A 19,824-nucleotide genomic window follows, 5' to 3' on the forward strand; every position below is an offset into this window, starting at 1 on the left:
GGACATGGCGCAGCAGGAGAACGAGGTCGTCGAGCTTGTGAACGACGGGTACGTCGTGGACACCGAGGACTGTGCGGAGCGCGAGCTCGCCCACCGCGAGCGCGGCACCGCCCGCCCGATCACGGTCGTCGGCAACCCGGTCCTCCACCACGAGTGCAAGGACGTCACCGAGTTCGGCGACGAACTGGCGCAGCTGATCGACGACATGTTCGCCAGCCAGAAGGCCGCCGAGGGCGTGGGCCTGGCCGCGAACCAGATCGGCGTGGACGCCAAGGTCTTCGTCTACGACTGCCCCGACGACGACGGCGTGCGCCACACCGGCGTCGTGGTCAACCCCGAGCTCGTGGAGCTGCCGGCCGGCTCCCGCGTGCTCGACGACTCCAACGAGGGCTGCCTGTCGGTCCCGACCGCGTACGCCTCGCTGGCCCGCCCGGACTACGCCGAGGTGACCGGCCAGGACGCGCAGGGCAATCCGATCAAGGTGCGCGGCACGGGCTACTTCGCGCGCTGCCTGCAGCACGAGACGGACCACCTGTACGGGTACCTGTACATCGACCGCCTCTCGAAGCGCGACCGCAAGGACGCCCTGCGCCAGATGGAAGAGGGCACCCCGCGCTACGAGACGGTCCCGAACGCCTGAGCCGTACGCCTAGGCCACGGCCTGCGGGCCCCGGAACGTGCGGCGGAAGGCGTTCGGGGTCGTGCCCAGGGCGCGCAGGAAGTGGTGGCGCAGGGCCGCCGCGTTGCCGAAGCCGCTGCGGCCCGCGATCGCGTCGACCGTGTCGTCCGTGGCCTCCAGGAGCTCCTGAGCCAGCAGGACGCGCTGCCGCAGCACCCACTGGTACGGGGTCGTCCCGGTCTCCTGGAGGAAGCGGCGGGCGAAGGTGCGCGGTGACATGTGTGCGCGCTCCGCGAGCTGCTCGACGGTGATCTCCTCGTCCAGGTGGCGGGCCATCCACCCGATCACCTCGCCCACCGTGTCGCACGCCGTGCGCGGCAGCGGCCGCCGGATGAACTGCGCCTGGCCGCCGTCCCGGTGCGGCGGGACGACCATCCGCCGGGCGATCGTGTTGGCCACCTCGGCGCCGTGCTCCTGGCGGACGACGTGCAGGCACGCGTCGATGCCCGAAGCCGTGCCCGCAGCGGTGATCACCGGGCCCTCGTCCACGTACAGCACGTCGGGGTCCACCCTCGCCTCCGGGAAGCGCCGGGCCAGGGCCGGCGAGTGCATCCAGTGCGTGGTGCAGCGCCGGCCGTCCAGCAGCCCGGCGGCGCCGAGCACGAAGGCCCCGCTGCACACGCTCAGCACCCGCGCACCCCGGTCGACGGCCCGGCGCAGCGCCTCCAGCAGCGGTTCGGGGTACTCCCGGGTCGCCGCCGCGCGGTCGGCGGGCACGCAGATCAGATCCGCGCCCTCCAGCCGCTCCAGCCCGTACGGGACGACGACGTCGAAATGCCCGTCGCCGGTCCGGGAACGCCGGTCCTCCGCCGCGCACACGGCGAAGTCGTACACCGGCAGCCCCATCTCGCTGCGGTCGATCCCGAAGACCTCGCAGAAGATCCCCAGTTCGAACGGGGCGACGCCATTGACGAGGGCCACGGCCACGTTGTTCAGCATGACTCCAGTGTGGCAGTAATTCGCTCTTTCATGACAGTCCTGCCACTGTCCGGTTTTTGCCGCACTGAGGAGAGTGGAGCCATGAACACCTTCCTCGACCACCTCGTCGTCCTCGCCATCGCCGCCTTCCTCCTCGGCCCCGCGCTCTACGGTGCTCTGCGCGACCGCCGCATCGACCGGCAGCTACGCGCGGCCAAGCAGCGCGCGCAGATCATCCGGTACGGGCATGGGAGTGAGCAGCCCCGCCGCCGTACGCCCGGTGTTTCCGTACGGCACGCGCCCGGTCGCTGACCCGGCCCCCGCGACCAGGATCCGCACCACCTGCCCCACCGTCTCCGCCCGGTCCCGGCAGCGCACCGCGAGCCGGAACATGTGCCAGTGCGCACGGGTGTGGGGCCAGGCCCAGGCCTGGGAGATGATGTGGGCCCGCTCCAGGGCGGTCCACATGGCGCGGGTGTCGGGCGAGGCGTCGCGGGCGCGGCGCAGCTCGGCCTCGAAGGCCTTGCGCACGGCGGGCGGCATGGCCTTCCCCGTGCAGGCGGCGACGCATTTGCTCATCATGTTTCGCATGCGTCCACGGTGCGGCCGACAGGGCCTTCGGCGCTTGAACGAACCTGCTACATCCACTGGATGGTGCGGGTGAAGTCCGACGGCGCGATCCCGAACATCCGCCGCCACACCCGGCTGAAATGCGCCCCGTCGGCGAAGCCCGCGCCGTGCGCCGCATCCGTCAGGGAGTGCCCCCGGGAGGCGAGTTCGACCGCGTGCATCAGCCGCAGCCACAGCACGTACGGGCGGAACGGCAGCCCCAGCTCGGACCGGAAGAGGTGCGCGAGGCGGCTCTCCGACAGGCACGCCACCTCGGCCGCCTCGGACAGCCGTACGTGCTCCCGCCCGGGCAGCCAGTCCAGCACCCGCACCAGCCCCGGATGCGGATCCGCCGTCGGCAGCGGCCCCCGCGACAGTGCGGAGTCCAGCGCGCAGGCCGCCTCGAAGGGATCGGCGGGCAGCGCATCCGGTACAAGGTCCCCCGCGTCCCCCGCCAGCGCCGCGAGCCGGCGCCCGGCGCCGGAGAGCGGGTCGTAGTGCAGCACCACCCCGTGCGGAACCCCGCCCAGCACGGAATGCCGCACCCCGGCCGGCACCACGTAGGCCCGGCACCGGAACGGCTCCCCGGCCGGCCCGGCCATCAGCAGCTCGTCCCCGCCGAGCGCGGCGATGACCTGCACGGAGTGGTGCGCGTGCGCGGTGGCGGAGCCGACGGCGCCCCCGTACACCACGCCCCCCGGCCGCAACCGCGCCCGCCCGGCCCACCCGGTCACGGACACGGCGAAGCGCCCCCGCCCGAGACCCCGGAAACCGGGATGTTCCTCCCCACGGGCGGGGACGCCATCAAGCGACGGAGCAGGCGACTCAGAAGTCCTCGTCCAGGTCGACCGTGCCCTCGACCGCGACCTGGTAGGCCGACGGGCGGCGCTCGAAGAAGTTCGTCAGCTCCTGGACGCCCTGCAGCTCCATGAAGGAGAACGGGTTCTGCGAGCCGTACACCGCGGGGAAGCCGAGGCGGACCAGGCGCTGGTCCGCGACGCACTCCAGGTACTCGCGCATCGACTCGGTGTTCATGCCCGGCAGGCCGTCACCGCACAGGTCGCGGCCGAACTGCAGCTCCGCCTCCACGGCCTCCTTCAGCATGTCCGTGACCTGCTGCTGGAGCGCGTCGTCGAAGAGCTCCGGCTCCTCCTTGCGGACCGTGTCCACGACCTCGAACGCGAAGTTCATGTGCATGGTCTCGTCGCGGAACACCCAGTTGGTGCCGGTGGCCAGGCCGTGCAGCAGGCCGCGGGACCGGAACCAGTACACGTACGCGAAGGCGCCGTAGAAGAACAGGCCCTCGATGCACGCGGCGAAGCAGATCAGGTTCAGCAGGAAGCGACGGCGGTCGGCCTGCGTCTCCAGCCGGTCGATCTTCTCGACCGAGTCCATCCACTTGAAGCAGAACTGCGCCTTCTCGCGGATCGACGGGATCTCCTCGACCGCGTCGAAGGCGGCCGCGCGGTCGTCCGGGTCGGGCAGGTAGGTGTCGAGCAGCGTCAGGTAGAACTGGACGTGCACGGCCTCCTCGAACAGCTGGCGCGACAGGTACAGGCGCGCCTCCGGGGAGTTGATGTGCTTGTAGAGCGTCAGCACCAGGTTGTTCGAGACGATCGAGTCGCCCGTCGCGAAGAACGCGACGAGGCGGCCGATCATGTGCTGCTCGGCGGGCGTCAGCTTCGCGAGGTCGGCGACGTCCGAGTGGAGGTCGACCTCCTCGACGGTCCAGGTGTTCTTGATCGCGTCCCGGTAGCGCTCGTAGAAGTCCGGGTAGCGCATGGGGCGGAGCGTGAGCTCGAAGCCCGGGTCCAGGAGGTTCTTGTCGGTCGAGCTCATTACTGGCAGGCCTCGCAGGACTCGGGGTTCTCAAGGGAGCAGGCCAGCGCCTCGGCATCGGCGACCGCCTGGGGCAGTGCGACGGGGGTGGCCGCCTGCGCGGCGCGGGCGATCTTCGTCGCCGGGCGCGAGCGCAGGTAGTACGTGGTCTTCAGACCCTGCTTCCAGGCGTACGCGTACATCGAGGACAGCTTCCCGATGGTGGGCGTCTCCAGGAACAGGTTCAGCGACTGCGACTGGTCGAGGTACGGCGTACGGGCCGCCGCCATGTCGATCAGGCCGCGCTGCGGGATCTCCCACGCCGTGCGGTACAGCTCGCGCACCTCGGCCGGGATCCAGCCGAAGCCCTGGACCGAGCCACTGGAGTCGCGCAGGGCCTCGCGGGTCTGGGCGTCCCACACGCCGAGCTTCTTCAGCTCCTCCACCAGGTAGCCGTTGACCTGGAGGAACTCGCCGCTCAGCGTCTCGCGCTTGAAGAGGTTCGAGACCTGCGGCTCGATGCACTCGTACACGCCGGCGATCGAGGCGATCGTCGCCGTCGGGGCGATGGCGAGGAGCAGCGAGTTGCGCATGCCGGTCTCGGCGACGCGGGCGCGCAGTGCGTCCCAGCGCTCGGGCCAGGCGCGCTCGGTGTCGTAGTGGTCCGGGTGCAGGACACCGCGGGCCGTACGGGTCTCCGACCAGGCCGGGAGCGCGCCGTGGCGCTCGGCCAGGTCGCAGGAGGCCTCGTACGCCGCGAGCATGATGCGCTCGGCGATCTTGGTGGAGAGGGCCTTCGCCTCGGCGGAGTCGAAGGGCAGGCGCAGCTTGAAGAAGACGTCCTGCAGGCCCATCGCGCCCAGGCCGACCGGGCGCCAGCGGGAGTTGGAGCGCTCGGCCTGCTCGGTCGGGTAGAAGTTGATGTCCACGACGCGGTCGAGGAAGGTCACGGCGGTGCGGACGGTCTCGTCCAGCCGCTCCCAGTCCATCTCACCCGTCTCGGTGAGGACGAACGCGCCCAGGTTGACCGAGCCCAGGTTGCAGACGGCGGTCTCGCCGTCGTTGGTGACCTCGAGGATCTCGGTGCACAGGTTGGAGGAGTGCACGACCCGGCCCGGCTCGGCGGTCTGGTTCGCCGTGCGGTTGGAGGCGTCCTTGAAGGTCATCCAGCCCTGGCCGGTCTGCGCGAGGGTGCGCATCATCCGGCCGTACAGGTCGCGGGCGGGCATGGACTTGCGGGCCAGGCCGTCCGCCTCGGCCTTGCGGTACGCGGCGTCGAACTCGTCGCCCCACAGGTCGACCAGCTCCGGCACGTCGGCCGGGGAGAACAGCGACCAGTCGGCGTCCGCGTTCACGCGGCGCATGAACTCGTCCGGGACCCAGTGCGCCAGGTTCAGGTTGTGCGTACGGCGCTGGTCCTCACCGGTGTTGTCGCGGAGCTCCAGGAACTCCTCGATGTCCGCGTGCCAGGTCTCCAGGTAGACGGCGGCGGCACCCTTGCGGCGGCCGCCCTGGTTCACGGCGGCGACGGAGGCGTCGAGGGTCTTCAGGAACGGCACGATGCCGTTGGAGTGGCCGTTCGTACCGCGGATCAGCGAACCGCGGGCGCGGATGCGGGAGTACGAGAGGCCGATGCCGCCGGCGTGCTTCGACAGGCGCGCGACCTGGTGGTAGCGGTCGTAGATCGAGTCGAGCTCGTCCAGCGGGGAGTCCAGCAGGTAGCAGGAGGACATCTGCGGGTGCCGGGTGCCGGAGTTGAAGAGCGTGGGGGAGGACGGCAGGTAGTCGAGGCGGCTCATCAGCCGGTAGAGGGAGGCCACTTCCTCGACGGCCTGGACGCTCTCGTTCTCGGCGAGGCCGCAGGCCACGCGCAGCATGAAGTGCTGCGGGGTCTCGACGACCTGGCGGGTGATCGGGTGGCGCAGCAGGTAGCGGCTGTGCAGGGTGCGCAGGCCGAAGAAGCCGAAGCGGTCGTCGGCGCCCTCGGCGAGGGTGTGCTCGACCAGCGCGTCCAGGCGGCTCGCGTGCAGCGCCACGAACTCGGCGGTGCGGTCCGCGATCAGGCCCTCGCGGTGGCCGACCGCGACGGAGGCGGAGAAGGAGGTGGCCCCCTGGCCGGCGGCTTCCTCGGCGACCGCCAGCGTCAGCAGCCGGGCGGCGAGCCGGGAGTACGCCGGGTCCTCGGAGATGAGACCGGCGGCGGCCTCCGTGGCCAGCCCGCGCAGCTCGGCCTCGTCGGCGGCGGCGCTGCGCCCGCGGAGCGCGGCGGCGGCGATCCGGCCCGGGTCGGTGTCGGGGAGGTCGGCCGTCAGCTCGGTGAGGGTACGCAGCAGTGCGGCCCCAGGTCCCCCGGTCTCGATTCCGGTGTCGGACGGGTCGGACTCGGCGCGCGGTGCGGAAGGCGCGATGGTCACGGGGGGAGCTCTCCCTCGCTCGGCTCCGGGACACCTGCGGGGCGGGCGCGAGCGGGCGCGCGCGGGCATGACGGGGCAGCACCGCGCGGCGTCCACCGGCCCAACCGCGGGGCCCGGACGTGTCGGCACCCGGTTCGGTCGAGCCGGGCGCACTGTCGGCAGGTCCTCGGACTTGCGGTGACACCAATGGGTGTACTTCATACCGTTGCGGGACAGTTCCGGATTCGCACCGGATTCCCCTGCGACGACAGCGAGCATGAGCATACATGTGGGGGCCGCTTCCTGTGCGACCCCCTAGATGTTGTGTCGGCGTGGCTACAGTTCGAGACCGTACGTGAGCAGAGTGAGGCCGGGGACGGGCTCCCAGTCCCGTTCGGGCGTACGGACGAAGCCGAGCCGTTCGTAGATCCGATGGGCGCCGACCATGTCGTCCGTGGTGGACAGGACGAGGCGCCGTACGCCCTCGATGGCCCTCGCCCGCTCCATGCAGGCCCGTACGAGCGCCTCCCCGGCGCCCCGCCCGCGGCCCGCCCGGGCGACGGCCAGCATCCGGAACTCGGCCTCGCCGGCTCGGGCGATGTCGCACAGCGGGCTCCCGGGCGCGGCGAAGGCCACACCGCCGAGGAGCTGCCCGTCGCTCGCGGCGGCGACGAGTACCACCCCGTCGCGCGCCCGCCCGGCCACGTCCCGCAGCCGCGCGAGGTACGGGTCTTCCTCGCCGAAGGTGAGCAGCCCGTCCCCGAGGTAGGCCTGCGCGGTGATCTCCCCGAGCGTCCCGTACTCCGCCGCCAGCGCTTCCCTGATCACGATGTCCATGCGGTCGAGTGTGCCGGACGGGTGTCGGTGCCCGGCGCTATCGTCGGAGACAGCACCGTCGAGGAAGGCGAGCGAGGCATGACCGTGATGACAGACCGGCCCCAGATGCTGACCGAAGAGTTCGAGACCGTGGCGCGGATGGCCGCCAGAGAGGTCGAGGGGCTGCGGTTCGAGTTCATCAACGGGAAGCTGGGGGTCAAGGCAGTGCCGGACGGGGACCACGGGACGATCATCGTGTGGTTGTCCCGTATGTGCATGCAGTCGCGGCCGGACCTGTGGTTCTACGCTGAGCAGGGGATCAAGGTCCAGCGGTATCGCAATGGCCGTGCTCGGCCCGATGGCGTCTTGGTGTTGACCGCCTCTCTCGCAGGACACGGGGAATGGGCCGAGCCCGACCCCGTGCTGATGGTCGTGGAGGTCACGTCGTACGACACTGACACGGACGCCCGCGACCGACACGAGAAGCCCCGTGGTTACGCGGAGACCGGCATTCCGGTGTACCTGCTGATCGACCGGGATACCTGCGAGGTCACCGTCCACAGTGAGCCGGACGGCAGCCGTTACGAGAGCGTCCGCACTGTCCCCTTCGGCAAGGACGTCGAACTTCCCGAACCCGTCGGCATCACCCTGCCCACCGAGCCCCTCAAGGAGTGGGTGCACTGAACGCGCCGAAGGCCCCGCCGGTGTCCCGGGCGGGGCCGTTCGGCTACAGGGGCTCAGCAGCAGCGGAAGCCCTCGCGGGGATCCGCCTCGCGCGAGTCCGTGCGGGCGCGTTCGAAGGCGCGGCGGGTCATGACCTCCGCGTCCGGGTCGTGCGTACGGGCGTGGGCCACGTAGCGGTCGTACGCCGCCTCGCCCGAGAACTCCCGTACGAAGTACCGCGCCTTCGCCAGCGCCGCGCGGACCCCGCTCACGCCACCGGCTCCTTCACGCGGCCGCCGCCCGAGTCCAGGCCGGCGGCGGCGAGCTCCGCCCGCTCCCCGGGCGTCGCGATGAGCCCGGCCGGGGCGATGATCTTCGACTCGGTCCACGGGACCTCGGACAGCCGGACCGTCTCCGGGGCGGCGATCGCCTTGAAGCAGGTCCGCGCCGCGTCCAGCAGCACGATGATGATCAGGATGGCGAACAGCGCCGACAGCGCGCCGTCCACCGTGGCGTTGGTGACCACGGTGTGCATCTCGTCCATGTTCTTGGCGGGCGGCAGCACCTTCCCGGCGTCGATGCCGGTCTGGTACTTGTCGCGCTGCGCGAAGAAGCCGACCTTCACGTCGTCGGAGAACACCTTCTGGTAGCTCGCGGTGAGCGTGACGGCCACGTCCCAGGCCAGCGGGACGCCGGTCACCCACGCCCACTTGAGCCGCCCGGACTTGACGAGCAGCGTGGTACAGACGGCCAGGGCCACCGCCGCGAGCAGCTGGTTCGCGATCCCGAACAGCGGGAACAGCTGGTTGATGCCGCCCAGCGGGTCCTTGATGCCGACCCACAGGAAGTAGCCCCAGCCGCCGACGACGAGCGCGCTCGCCAGCCACACGCCCGGCTTCCAGCTGATGTCCTTGAAGGACTTGTGCACGTTGCCGAGGGTGTCCTGGAGCATGAACCGGCCGACGCGGGTGCCCGCGTCGAGGGTCGTCAGGATGAACAGCGCCTCGAACATGATCGCGAAGTGGTACCAGAACGCCTTCATCCCGGCGCCGCCGACCACGGACGAGAAGATTTCCGACATTCCGAGTGCGAAGGTCGGCGCGCCGCCCGTACGGGACAGCAGGCTGGCCTCCTCGACGTCCTTCGCGGCCTGCGCGAGGAACTCGGGCGAGACGGCGAAGCCGAAGTTGGTCACGGCCTGCGAGGCGCTCTCGACGGTGGTGCCGATGACGCCGGCGGGGGAGTTGACCGCGAAGAACAGGCCGGGCTCGATGATGGTGGCCGCGATGATCGCCATGACGGCGACGAAGGACTCCGTCAGCATGGCGCCGTAGCCGATGACCCGGACCTGGGTCTCCTTCTGGATCATCTTCGGGGTGGTGCCCGAGGAGACCAGTGCGTGGAAGCCGGACAGGGCTCCGCAGGCGATGGTGATGAAGACGAAGGGGAACATGGACCCGGCGAAGACCGGCCCGTCCCCGCGGGCGGCGAAGTCGGTGACCGCGGGCATCTTCAGGGTCGGCATCGCCAGCACCACGCCCACCGCCATCAGCGCGATGGTGCCGACCTTCATGAAGGTGGAGAGGTAGTCGCGGGGCGCGAGCAGCATCCACACCGGCAGCACCGAGGCGATGAAGCCGTACGCGACCATCCAGAGGACGAGGGTCTCCTTCTCCAGGGTGAAGGTGCTCGCCAGCGAGGACTCGGCGACCCAGCCGCCCGCGACGATGGCGAGCAGCAGCAGGGCGACCCCGATGACGGAGATCTCGGTGACCCGGCCCGGCCGCAGCACGCGCAGGTAGAAGCCCATGAAGAGGGCGATCGGGATGGTCATGCCGATGGAGAAGACACCCCAGGGGGAGTGCGCCAGCGCGTTGACGATGACCAGTGCGAGCACGGCCAGCAGGATGATCATGATGGCGAACACGGCGACCAGGGCGGCGGCTCCGCCGACGGGGCCGATCTCGTCCCGGGCCATCTGGCCGAGCGAGCGCCCGTCGCGGCGGGTGGAGAAGAAGAGGGTGACCATGTCCTGGACGGCACCCGCGAAGATGACGCCCGCGACGATCCAGATGGTGCCCGGCAGGTAGCCCATCTGTGCGGCGAGCACGGGGCCGACCAGCGGACCGGCGCCGGCCACGGCGGCGAAGTGGTGGCCGAAGAGCACCCGGCGGTCGGTGGGGTGGAAGTCGACACCGTTGTCAAGGCGTTCGGCCGGGGTGGCCCGCGTCTTGTCGACCTTCAGGACCCGGTGGGAGATGAACCGCGCATAGAAGCGGTAGCCGATGGCGTACGAGCCCAGCGCGGCGGCGAGCAGCCAGGCGGCCGAGATCTCCTCGCCGCGCGAGAGCGCCAGGATGCCCCAGCCGAGGGCCCCGATGAGGCCGACGAGCACCCAGACGGCGATCGCCTTCGGGGTCATGCCCCCCGGCGCCATGTCCCCTGATGCGGAAGGCGAGTCCGCCGCCGTGCCCGGACTCGCCGCGTTCCGTTCTGTACCTGTTGCTTCCGGTTCCGGCATGATCCTCGTCCCCTCGTTGATCATCTGCTTAAGCGCAGGGAATCTACGGGGGCCGCCCGGTGAACGTAAGCCCCCGTCCGTATAGCGGAACGAGAGTCAACTACGAATCACACGGCGGGGCGCTGGAGTCGGGCGACGAACTTGTAACGATCGCCGCGGTACACCGACCGGACCCACTCCACGGGTTCGCCGTCGGCGTCCAGGGAGTGGCGGGAGAGCATCAGCATCGGCAGGCCGACGTCGGTGCCCAGCAGGCCCGCCTCGCGCGGGGTGGCCAGGGAGGTCTCGATGGTCTCCTCGGCCTCCGCGAGCCGTACGTCGTACACCTCGGCGAGGGCGGTGTAGAGGGAGGTGTACTTGGCCAGCGAGCGGCGCAGCGCGGGGAAGCGCTTGGCCGAGAGGTGGGTGGTCTCGATGGCCATCGGCTCGCCGCTGGCGAGGCGCAGCCGCTCGATGCGCAGCACCCGGCCGCCCGTGGCGATCTTGAGCAGCCCGGCCAGGGTGTCGTCGGCCGTCACGTAGCCGATGTCGAGGAGTTGGGACGTGGGCTCCAGCCCCTGGGCCCGCATGTCCTCCGTGTACGAGGACAGTTGGAGCGGCTGGGAGACCTTCGGTTTCGCGACAAAGGTGCCTTTGCCCTGAATGCGCTCCAGCCGGCCCTCGACGACGAGCTCCTGGAGCGCCTGGCGCACGGTGGTCCGCGAGGTGTCGAATTCGGCCGCGAGCGTGCGCTCCGGCGGTACCGGCGTGCCGGGGGGCAGCGTCTCGGTCATGTCGAGCAAGTGCCGCTTGAGTCGGTAGTACTTGGGCACACGCGCCGTGCGAGTGGCTGCCCCGCCTTCCGGCTCCGTGGTCGCCCCTTCGGTGGACATCGCCGCCCGCCTTCCCGACTCCAGTTTCGCTGCCGTCACCGGCTCCTCCGATATGTGCGGTCACATCGTGACACGGGTGGGAGGGCAGGCCTCCTCCCTCCCCCAGGTGTCGGTCCGGTAACGGACCGATCACCCGCTCATTAGACCCTTGACACCCCTAAAGGTCTAGGCCAAGCTCCGGTTACTGGTCTAAACCAATATGGATCAGATCCCGGCCCCACGGGCAGTACTTGGTGCATGTCACCGCGGCGGGCGAGGGAAGTTGCAGGCAGCATCCCTGAGGAGGGTGGCGTGAAGCGCAAGCTCATCGCGGCGGTCAGTGTCGCGGGCATGATGGTCGGAGTCGCGGCGTGCGGCAACGGCGGCGACGACAAGGGGAAGACCGACGCGGGCGGCGCCAAGGAGATCACCGTCTGGGTGATGGACGGTTCCGCGCCGAAGGCCTGGATCGACGCGGTCAACGCGGAGTTCTCGGCCAAGCACCCCGGTGTCACCGTCAAGGTCGAAGAGCAGCAGTGGAAGGGCATCCAGGAGAAGGTCACCACGGCCCTCTCCGAGAACACCCCGCCGGACGTCCTCGAGCTCGGCAACACCCAGACCGCCGGCTACGCGGTCACCGGCGGCCTCGCCGACCTGACCAAGGACAAGTCCAAGCTCGGCGCGGACGCCTGGCAGAAGAGCATGCTCGCCTCGGCCGAGTACGAGGGCAAGCTCTACTCCGCTCCCTGGTACGCGGCCAACCGCGTCGTCGTGTACGACAAGAAGGCCTACGCGAAGGCCGGCGTCACCCCGCCGACCACCCGTGACGAGTGGATCGCCGGCCTCGACAAGCTCAAGGCCGCGGACCCCGCCTCGCAGCCGATCTACCTTCCCGGCCAGAGCTGGTACGTCCTCGCCGGCTTCGTCTGGGACGAGGGCGGCGAGCTCGCCGTCAAGGACGGCGGCAAGTGGAAGGGCGGTCTCGGTACCCCCCAGGCCGCTTCCGCGATGGAGTTCTACAAGAAGCTCCAGTCCTACTCCACCGCCCCGAAGGACAAGGACGAGGCCACCCCGCAGCAGTCCACCGACGTCGTTCCCAAGGGCGGCGTGGCGTCCTGGATCGGTCTCGGCTGGGAGGCCGGCGGCGCGGAGAAGGCTCTGAAGGAGGCGGGCAAGGAGGCCGACTTCGGCTACTTCCCGATCCCGGGCAAGACCGCCGACAAGCCGGGCACCGTCTTCCTCGGCGGCTCGAACCTCGCCGTCGCCGAGCGCTCCAAGAACAAGGAGCTCGCCAAGGAGTGGCTGGCCCTCGCCGCAGGCAAGGACCAGATGACGAAGTACGCCGCCGAGACCAAGGGCGCGCTGCTCCCGAACCAGGCCGCCGCGAACTTCACCCCCGCCGCGGGCTCCTTCGCCGAGGCCATGGGCAAGGGCGGCGTCAACGGCCGCATCACCCCGGTCACCCCGGGCTGGGCGAACGTCGAGACCGAGCCCAACCCGCTCAAGGAGTTCATGACCAAGGTCCTGAAGGGTGAGGACGCCGCCAAGGCGGGCGCGGACGCGGACAAGGAAATCGCGAACCGCATCAACAAGTAGCACGTAGCACCGGGGGTGCGGCCGGCGCCCACGCGCCCGCCGCACCCCCGGTCGCGCAACGACAGACCTGTGCGACGCCCGACCGCAGCCGAGGTAACCAAGACATGACCGTGCACTCCCAGGGAGCGGCGACCGCTCCACAGGACGCACCACCGAAGTCCGCCGGACGGCAGCAGACGCCGCCCACCACCACCGGGACCACTCCCTCGTCTCCTCGCCGGGGCAGAACGTCGCTCCCCTCGGGCTGGCTGCCGTACCTCCTGATCGGGCCCGCGGTCCTCAGCCTGGCCACGCTGCTGCTGTACCCGCTGGTCAAGAACGTGATCCTGTCGTTCCAGAAGGTCGACAAGATCGAGTTCATCCAGCGGAAGGCGCCCTTCAACGGGGTCGACAACTACACCCAGCTGCTGGGCGACGCGCACTTCTGGACCGTCGTCGTGCGCACCTTCGCCTTCACCGCGGCCAACGTCGCGCTGATCATGGTGATCGGCAGCCTCCTCGGCATCCTGCTGAACCGGCTCGGCAAGTGGATGCGCCTGGTCCTTTCGATGGCCCTGGTGATGGCCTGGGCCATGCCGATCGTTGCGTCCGTCACCGTCTTCCAGTGGCTGTTCGACGAGCAGTTCGGCGTCATGAACTGGGTCATGCGCACCCTCGGCTTCTCCGGCTACGAGCAGCACAACTGGTTCGAGTCCGGCTTCTCCACCCTGGTGATCGTCACCGTCCTGGTGGTCTGGGGCTCCGTCCCCTTCGTCGCCCTCAACATGTACGCAGGCCTGACCACCGTCAGCGGTGAGCTGTACGAGGCCGCGCGGATGGACGGCGCGAACGGCTGGCAGACGTTCTGGCAGGTCGTCTTCCCGAACCTCAAGCCGTTCTTCCTCGTCACCACGTTCCTCGAGGTGATCTGGGTCTTCAAGGCCTTCACCCAGGTCTACGCGATGAACCGCGGCGGCCCCGACCGCGCCTCCGAGACCCTGCCCGTCTTCGCCTTCGTCGAGGGCCAGAGCCAGGGCCACTACGCGCTCGCGGCTGCGATCTCCGTCCTGACGATCGTGATGCTCGTGATCGTCATGTCCTTCTACTTCCGCCTGATCCTGAAGCAGGAGGAGGAGCAGTGAGCACCACCACCGCGCCGAAGCCCGCACCCGCCGCACCGAAGCACCCGAAGCCCGCACAGCGGCTGCGCACGCGCCGCCCGCTCCGCCCGGGCACGGTGGCGAAGAACCTGGGCGCCCTCGTCCTGGCCGTGGTCTTCGTCTTCCCCGTCTACTGGATGTTCTCCTCGGCCCTCAAGCCGTCCGGGGAGATCCTCTCCAAGGACCCCGTCTTCGTCTTCACCCCGACGCTGGACAACTTCACCAAGGCCACCGGCGTCGAGTTGTTCTGGACGTACGTGCAGAACAGCCTGCTCGTGACCGTCGGCGCCGTCGTCCTCGCCCTGGCCGTCGCCCTCGCCGCGAGCTTCGCCATCGCCCGCATGAAGTTCAAGGGCCGCAAGGGCCTCGTGCTCGGCGTGATGATGGCGCAGATGGCCCCCTGGGAGGTCATGGTCATCGCGATGTACATGATCGCCCGCGACGCCGAGATGCTGAACAGCCTCCCGCTGCTGACCGCGATCTACTTCGTGATGGTCCTGCCCTTCACCATCTGGACCCTGCGCGGCTTCATCGCCGCCGTCCCGGTGACGCTGGAGGAGGCCGCCCAGATCGACGGCTGCACCCGCGGCCAGGCCTTCCGCAAGGTGATCTTCCCGCTGCTGGCGCCCGGCCTGATGTCCACCTCGCTCTTCGGCTTCATCACCGCCTGGAACGAGTTCGCGATGGTCCTGATCCTCAACAAGGACAAGACCGCCCAGACCCTGCCCCTGTGGCTGACCCAGTTCCAGACCGCCTTCGGCAACGACTGGGGCGCCACCATGGCCGCGTCCTCGCTGTTCGCGGTCCCGGTCCTGGTGATCTTCGTCTTCCTCCAGCGCAAGGCCGTCGGCGGCATGACCGCCGGCGCCGTGAAGGGATAACGCCACATGACCGTCCTTGCGCACCGCGTCACCGAGTCCGATTCGAACGATCAGCTGACCCGCGACGCCCTCGCGGTCCTCCAGCCCGGCTTCGAGGGCACCACCGCCCCGGCGTGGCTGCTCCGCCAGGTCGGCGAAGGCCTCACCGCCGTCGGCCTCTTCGGCCGCAACATCGCCTCGCCCGAGCAGCTCGCCGCGCTCACCGCGCAACTGCGCGCCGAGCGCGACGACGTCCTCGTCGCCATCGACGAGGAGGGCGGCGACGTGACCCGCCTCGAGGTCCGCGGCGGCTCGTCCTTCCCGGGCAACCTGGCCCTCGGCGCCGTCGACGACACCGCGCTGACCCGGGACGTCGCCCGCGAGCTCGGCCGCCGCCTCGCCGAGTGCGGCGTCAACCTCAACTGGGCCCCGTCCGCCGACGTCAACTCCAACCCGGACAACCCGGTGATCGGCGTACGGTCCTTCGGCGCCGACACCCACCTCGCCGCCCGGCACACCGCCGCCTACGTCGAGGGCCTCCAGGCCGCCGGCGTCGCCGCGTGCACCAAACACTTCCCGGGCCACGGCGACACCAACGTCGACTCGCACCACGCCCTGCCGCGCATCGACGTGGACCTGGACACGCTGGCGGCGCGCGAGCTGGTGCCCTTCCGGGCGGCCATCGAGGCCGGCACCAAGGCCGTGATGAGCGCACACATCCTGGTGCCCGCCCTCGACCCGACCCGCCCGGCCACGCTCAGCCCGCAGATCCTGACCGGCCTGCTGCGCAAGGAGCTCGGCTACGAGGGCCTGATCGTCACCGACGGCATGGAGATGAACGCCATCGCCGGGACGTACGGCATCGAGCGCGGCTCGGTCCTCGCCATCGCGGCCGGCGCCGACGCGATCTGCGTCGGCGGCGGGCTCGCCGACGAGGCCACCGTGCTCCGGCTGCGCGACGCCCTGGTCGCGGCCGTACGGGAGGGCGCGCTGGCGCAGGAGCGGCTCGCCGACGCCGCCGCCCGGGTACGGGCGCTGGCCGCATGGACCCGGGAGGCCCGGGCCGCCGCCGCGCCGGGCGCGCCGCTGGAGGGGAGCGCGCCCGGCATCGGCCTGGCGGCGGCCCGCCGCGCCGTGGTCGTCTCCGGCACCGCCGCGCCCGTGACCGCCCCGTACGTCGCCACGCTCGCGCCCGTCGCGAACATCGCGGTGGGCGACGAGACCCCGTGGGGCGTGGCCGCCGAACTGGCCGCGCTGGTACCGGGAACGGGGTCCGGGGTGTTCCCGGAGGGCGCCACGGCCGGTGACGTCCTGGCGGCGGCAGGCGGACGCACCGTCGTGGCGGTGGTCCGCGACGCCCACCGCCACCCGTGGATGGCGCAGGCCCTGGACGCGCTGGTCACTGCGCGGCCGGACACGGTGGTGGTGGAGATGGGAGTCCCCCGGGCCGAGCCCCGCGGCGCGTTGTACATCGCGACGCACGGAGCCTCGCGCGTCTGTGGCCGCGCGGCCGCGGAGATCATCGCGGGAGCGTAGGCCCGCGCGGGCCGGCTGCCGACGGCTCTGCCCCCGAACCCCCGCGCGGGCAGAGCCCGGTTGGGGTCCCCCGGACGGAGTCCGGGGGAGGGGGAAGGGCGGGGCGGCGGGAGAGCCCCGCGCAGCGGCCACCCGTACGGCGGACGAAGACGAAGGGCCGGGCACCCCCTCAGGGGAGCCCGGCCCTTCGTGTGCGTGGGGGAGGTGCCGCCTAAAGCCCCTGCCACGCGGGCTTGTTGGCGTACGCGTGCCGGAAGTAGTCCGCCAGCTTCAGCTTGGACGCGGCGGCCTCGTCCACGACCACCGTCGCATGCCGGTGCAACTGCAGCGCAGACGCCGGGACCAGCGCCGACAAGGGCCCCTCGACGGTCTGCGCGACGGCCTCTGCCTTGCCCTCGCCGGTGGCGAGCAGGACCAGGTGGCGGGCGTCGAGGATGGTGCCGATGCCCTGGGTGATGACGTGGTGCGGGACCTGGTCCATGTCGTCGTCGAAGAAGCGCGCGTTGTCGACGCGCGTCTGCTCGGTCAGTGTCTTGATGCGGGTGCGGGAGGCGAGCGAGGAGCAGGGCTCGTTGAAGCCGATGTGCCCGTCGGTGCCGATGCCGAGCAGCTGGAGGTCCACGCCGCCGGCCTCCGCCAGCGCGCGGTCGTACGCCTCGCACGCCGCGACGACGTCCGCGGCGGAGCCGTCGGGGCCCATGAAGGCGGCCTCGGACAGGCCGAGCGGCTCGACGACCTCGCGGAGCACGACGGCGCGGTACGACTCCGGGTGCCCGGCCGGCAGGCCGACGTACTCGTCGAGCTGGCAGATGCGGGCCCGGGAGGCGTCGAGCTCGCCGGCCTTCACCTTGGCGGCCAGGGCTTCGTAGACGGGCAGCGGGGTAGAGCCGGTCGCCACGCCGAGCAGGGCGTCGGGCTTGCGGCGGACCAGGGCGGCCATGGCCTCCGCGATGAGCTCGCCGCCTGCCTTGGCGTCCGGGACGATGACAACTTCCACGCGGGGCCTGCCGATCTGGAGTGGGACGATGTGGTATAGACCAATCTAGCAGAGGCGGGGCCGCTCCAGGCCGGTCTTCGCCCACTCCCCTCCCTCTCATGGTGATCCGGTTCCCCGCCCCCGGCCTCCCGGCGCCAGGACGTGCAGCGCGACCCCGGCCGCGGGATTCTGGTACGCGGAGGTGGCGCACATGCCCGGTGTGGAGCGGCACGGGAGCATCATGGCCGCCGAGATCGCGCAGCAGCCCGAGGTGTGGCGGCGGACGCTCGCAGACGGGGCCGGGCCCATCGCGCGGACGGCCCGGGCGATCGCCGAGCGGCAGCCGCGGTTCGTCCTGCTCGCCGCCCGGGGGAGTTCCGATCACGCAGCGCTCTACGGGAAGTACCTGCTCGAGGTCGGGCGCGGACTGCCCTGCGGGCTCAGCTCCACGTCCACCATCACCGCGTACGGCGCCAGGCCCCGGCCCGACCGCCGCGGCGGCGAGGCGCTGCAGCCCGTGCTCGACAGGCTGCGGGCCAGGGGAGCCGACCTGTTCGCCGTCGGGTCGAAGGAGCAGGTCGAGCAGACGGCCACCGGGTTCGGGCTGCCCGTCGACGGCGTGCCCGAGGAGCTGCAGCCGCTGCTGGAGATCCTCCCGCTGCAGCTCCTCGCGTACGAGGTCGCCATCGCCCGCGGCCAGGACCCGGACGCCCCGAGAGCACTGGCCAAGGTCACCGAGACCCGCTGGGGAGTGTCGTCGAACCGGCGTCCGGGGCCGCGCGCCGGCTCAGAGCAGTGACAGCTGGAGACCGCCCGTCGCGTCCAGGTGCTGGCCCGTCACCCAGCGGGAGTCCGCCGAGGCCAGGAACGCCACCACGTCGGCGACTTCATCCGCCGTGCCCACCCGCCCGAAGACGGAGCGGGAGGACGCGTGCGCCCGCGCCGCGGGGTCCGCCAGCCAGGCCGCGTTGAGGTCGGTCTCCGTGATGCCGGGGCCCACCGAGTTCACGGTGATCCCGCGCGGGGCGAGTTCGGCGGCCAGGGACCGGGTCAGCGCGTTCACCGCGCCCTTGGCCGTGATCGTGGCCAGGATCGCGGGCAGGGCGATCTCCGGGGTGCCGGTCACGTTCACGATCCGGCCCCCGTCCCGCAGGCGCGCCAGTCCGTGCTTGATCACGAAGAACGGCGCCTTCGCGTTGAGCGCGTGCACCCGGTCGTACGTCTCCTCGTCGGTGTCCGCGATGCCGGCGAACGTGGCGGCGCCCGCGTTGTTCACCAGGATGTCGACCGCGTCGGTGTGCTGCGGGTGCGCCTCGTACGCCGCCCACAGGGCCTGCGCATCGCCCGGAACCCCGAGCTCGGCCCCGATCGCGAACGCCCGGCCGCCGGCCGCCCCGATCGCCGCGACCGTCTCCTTCGCCGCCTCCTCGTTGCGCCCGTAGTGCACGGCGACGAGTGCCCCGTCCCGGGCCAGCCGCTCCGCCACCGCCCGTCCGATGCCCCGGCTGCCGCCCGTGACCAGTGCCGTCTTCCCCTTGAGCACGCCCATGACGCGCCCCCCTTCAGCATTTGCTAGTGGTCGCTATAGAAAGGGACCGTACCAGATTAAGTAGCGCTCGCTATAGAATGAGCCCATGGTGACCGGACAGCGCGGCAGGCCCCGTTCCTTCGATCGCGACGCCGCCCTCGACAAGGCGATGCTCGCCTTCTGGGAGCGCGGGTACGAGGCGACCTCGATCTCCGACCTGACCGCCTCGCTCGGCATCGGCGCGCCCAGCCTCTACGCGGCCTTCGGCGACAAGCGCAAGCTGTTCGACGAGGTCGTGGCGGTCTACGGCGGCCGCTACACCGACTTCGCGCGCGCGGCCCTGGCCGAGGAGCCCACCGCCCGGGCCGGCCTGCGGCGCGTTCTGCGCGAGGCGGCCGAGATCTACACCGACCCGGCCCACCCCCCGGGCTGCCTGGTGATCAGCGCGGCCGTCAACACCACCTCCCAGGAGGTGGCCCGGGCCCTGCGCGAGCGCCGCAACGCCAACCTGGAGGTGTTCGAGCGCAGGATCCGGGCGGACGTCGCCGCCGGCGCGCTGCCCGCCGGTACGGACGCGCAGGCGCTGGCCCGCTACGCGCTGGCGGTGCTCGTGGGGATGTCCCAGCAGTCGCGCGACGGGGCGAGCCGGGAAGAACTGGAAGCGGTGGCGGAACTGGCGATGGCGGCCTGGCCGCAGTAGGCAGTCGCGGTAAGCGGGCGAACGCGCCCCGCGGATCGCGCACCGAAAGAATTCCGCCCGGAAATTCCTCTGGGCCACGGTGCCGGGACGGGACCCTCAGCCCGTCCGGCACCGTAGCCCGGAGTACTTACGGCCGGCGGGTGTGCGGTTCCCGGCGGCCGGTGGGAGGTGCCTGCGCAGTCAGGGCAGAGCGCGCGGCTTACCTCGATCCGTCCTCCTGT

General features: G+C 71.0%; 19 protein-coding genes and 1 riboswitch. Of the genes, 8 read left to right on the forward strand and 11 right to left on the reverse strand.

The features are described from left to right. Positions 1–4 precede the first annotated feature (4 nt). Positions 5–640: a peptide deformylase gene (def, locus tag ACZ5WG_RS02060; RefSeq protein ID WP_468719938.1), complete on the forward strand. Its 636-nt coding sequence runs from the start codon at positions 5–7 to the stop codon at positions 638–640. Between the two features lie 9 nt (positions 641–649). Here def and ACZ5WG_RS02065 read toward each other — a convergent pair whose 3' ends face one another. From ACZ5WG_RS02065 to ACZ5WG_RS02090, 6 genes are all read right to left on the reverse strand, one after another. Next, the gene (locus ACZ5WG_RS02065) at positions 650–1,618 is read right to left on the reverse strand and encodes a helix-turn-helix domain-containing protein (protein ID WP_468719939.1); all 969 of its coding nucleotides are present in this window, start codon (positions 1,616–1,618) and stop codon (positions 650–652) included. 183 nt (positions 1,619–1,801) lie between these two features. After that, the gene (locus ACZ5WG_RS02070) at positions 1,802–2,188 is read right to left on the reverse strand and encodes a DUF3703 domain-containing protein (RefSeq protein WP_468719940.1); all 387 of its coding nucleotides are present in this window, start codon (positions 2,186–2,188) and stop codon (positions 1,802–1,804) included. Between the two features lie 47 nt (positions 2,189–2,235). After that, the gene (locus ACZ5WG_RS02075) at positions 2,236–2,946 is read right to left on the reverse strand and encodes an AraC family transcriptional regulator (RefSeq protein ID WP_468719941.1); all 711 of its coding nucleotides are present in this window, start codon (positions 2,944–2,946) and stop codon (positions 2,236–2,238) included. A gap of 85 nt (positions 2,947–3,031) precedes the next feature. Then, complete coding sequence (locus ACZ5WG_RS02080; protein ID WP_048475403.1) at positions 3,032–4,045, reverse strand: ribonucleotide-diphosphate reductase subunit beta; 1,014 nt, start codon at positions 4,043–4,045, stop codon at positions 3,032–3,034. Continuing rightward, entirely contained in the window at positions 4,045–6,438 is a 2,394-nt protein-coding gene (locus ACZ5WG_RS02085; protein WP_468719943.1) for a ribonucleoside-diphosphate reductase subunit alpha, read from the reverse strand. Before ACZ5WG_RS02085 ends, ACZ5WG_RS02080 begins: the two co-directional genes overlap by 1 nt. Positions 6,439–6,578: 140 nt before the next feature. Beyond that, positions 6,579–6,702: riboswitch (cobalamin riboswitch) on the reverse strand. A 51-nt stretch (positions 6,703–6,753) separates the two neighbouring features. Beyond that, positions 6,754–7,254: a GNAT family N-acetyltransferase gene (locus tag ACZ5WG_RS02090; protein WP_468719945.1), complete on the reverse strand. Its 501-nt coding sequence runs from the start codon at positions 7,252–7,254 to the stop codon at positions 6,754–6,756. A gap of 78 nt (positions 7,255–7,332) precedes the next feature. Here ACZ5WG_RS02090 and ACZ5WG_RS02095 point away from each other — a divergent pair, with 78 nt between their 5' ends. Continuing rightward, positions 7,333–7,917 (forward strand): Uma2 family endonuclease, encoded by a 585-nt coding sequence (locus ACZ5WG_RS02095; RefSeq protein ID WP_468720495.1) that lies wholly within the window; start codon positions 7,333–7,335, stop codon positions 7,915–7,917. Between the two features lie 53 nt (positions 7,918–7,970). On the opposite strand, the gene ACZ5WG_RS02100 is transcribed toward ACZ5WG_RS02095, so the two are convergent. The 3 genes from ACZ5WG_RS02100 to ACZ5WG_RS02110 form a co-directional block, all read right to left on the reverse strand. Then, the gene (locus ACZ5WG_RS02100) at positions 7,971–8,168 is read right to left on the reverse strand and encodes a YbdD/YjiX family protein (RefSeq protein WP_133896922.1); all 198 of its coding nucleotides are present in this window, start codon (positions 8,166–8,168) and stop codon (positions 7,971–7,973) included. Then, entirely contained in the window at positions 8,165–10,318 is a 2,154-nt protein-coding gene (locus tag ACZ5WG_RS02105) for a carbon starvation CstA family protein (RefSeq protein ID WP_468719947.1), read from the reverse strand. The genes ACZ5WG_RS02100 and ACZ5WG_RS02105 overlap by 4 nt, the downstream gene beginning before the upstream one ends. A 206-nt stretch (positions 10,319–10,524) precedes the next feature. After that, positions 10,525–11,289, reverse strand: a complete 765-nt coding sequence (locus tag ACZ5WG_RS02110; RefSeq protein WP_030153577.1) for a GntR family transcriptional regulator — start codon at positions 11,287–11,289, stop codon at positions 10,525–10,527. Between the two features lie 291 nt (positions 11,290–11,580). Here ACZ5WG_RS02110 and ACZ5WG_RS02115 point away from each other — a divergent pair, with 291 nt between their 5' ends. The 4 genes from ACZ5WG_RS02115 (at position 11,581) to ACZ5WG_RS02130 (ending at position 16,399) form a co-directional block, all read left to right on the forward strand. After that, the gene (locus ACZ5WG_RS02115; protein ID WP_468719949.1) at positions 11,581–12,864 is read left to right on the forward strand and encodes an extracellular solute-binding protein; all 1,284 of its coding nucleotides are present in this window, start codon (positions 11,581–11,583) and stop codon (positions 12,862–12,864) included. Between the two features lie 104 nt (positions 12,865–12,968). After that, complete coding sequence (locus ACZ5WG_RS02120) at positions 12,969–13,985, forward strand: carbohydrate ABC transporter permease (RefSeq protein WP_468719951.1); 1,017 nt, start codon at positions 12,969–12,971, stop codon at positions 13,983–13,985. A 62-nt stretch (positions 13,986–14,047) separates the two neighbouring features. Continuing rightward, a complete protein-coding gene (locus tag ACZ5WG_RS02125) occupies positions 14,048–14,884 on the forward strand; it encodes a carbohydrate ABC transporter permease (protein ID WP_468720496.1) in 837 nt (278 codons plus the stop codon). Between the two features lie 6 nt (positions 14,885–14,890). Continuing rightward, positions 14,891–16,399, forward strand: coding sequence for a glycoside hydrolase family 3 protein (locus ACZ5WG_RS02130; protein WP_468719952.1), 1,509 nt, complete (start codon positions 14,891–14,893; stop codon positions 16,397–16,399). 211 nt (positions 16,400–16,610) lie between these two features. On the opposite strand, the gene nagB is transcribed toward ACZ5WG_RS02130, so the two are convergent. Then, the gene (gene nagB, locus ACZ5WG_RS02135) at positions 16,611–17,396 is read right to left on the reverse strand and encodes a glucosamine-6-phosphate deaminase (RefSeq protein ID WP_468719954.1); all 786 of its coding nucleotides are present in this window, start codon (positions 17,394–17,396) and stop codon (positions 16,611–16,613) included. Positions 17,397–17,586: 190 nt separating this feature from the next. Here nagB and ACZ5WG_RS02140 point away from each other — a divergent pair, with 190 nt between their 5' ends. Next, on the forward strand, positions 17,587–18,174 hold the full coding sequence (locus ACZ5WG_RS02140) for a phosphoheptose isomerase family protein (protein ID WP_468719956.1): 588 nt from the start codon (positions 17,587–17,589) through the stop codon (positions 18,172–18,174). Here the strand turns inward: ACZ5WG_RS02140 and ACZ5WG_RS02145 are convergent. Continuing rightward, complete coding sequence (locus tag ACZ5WG_RS02145; protein WP_468719958.1) at positions 18,163–18,924, reverse strand: SDR family NAD(P)-dependent oxidoreductase; 762 nt, start codon at positions 18,922–18,924, stop codon at positions 18,163–18,165. The genes ACZ5WG_RS02140 and ACZ5WG_RS02145 overlap by 12 nt on opposite strands. 85 nt (positions 18,925–19,009) lie before the next feature. Between ACZ5WG_RS02145 and ACZ5WG_RS02150 the strand changes: the two genes are divergently transcribed. Next, complete coding sequence (locus ACZ5WG_RS02150; RefSeq protein ID WP_468719960.1) at positions 19,010–19,603, forward strand: TetR/AcrR family transcriptional regulator; 594 nt, start codon at positions 19,010–19,012, stop codon at positions 19,601–19,603. Positions 19,604–19,824 lie beyond the last annotated feature (221 nt).

Source organism: Streptomyces sp. NPDC032745, assembly GCF_055579465.1.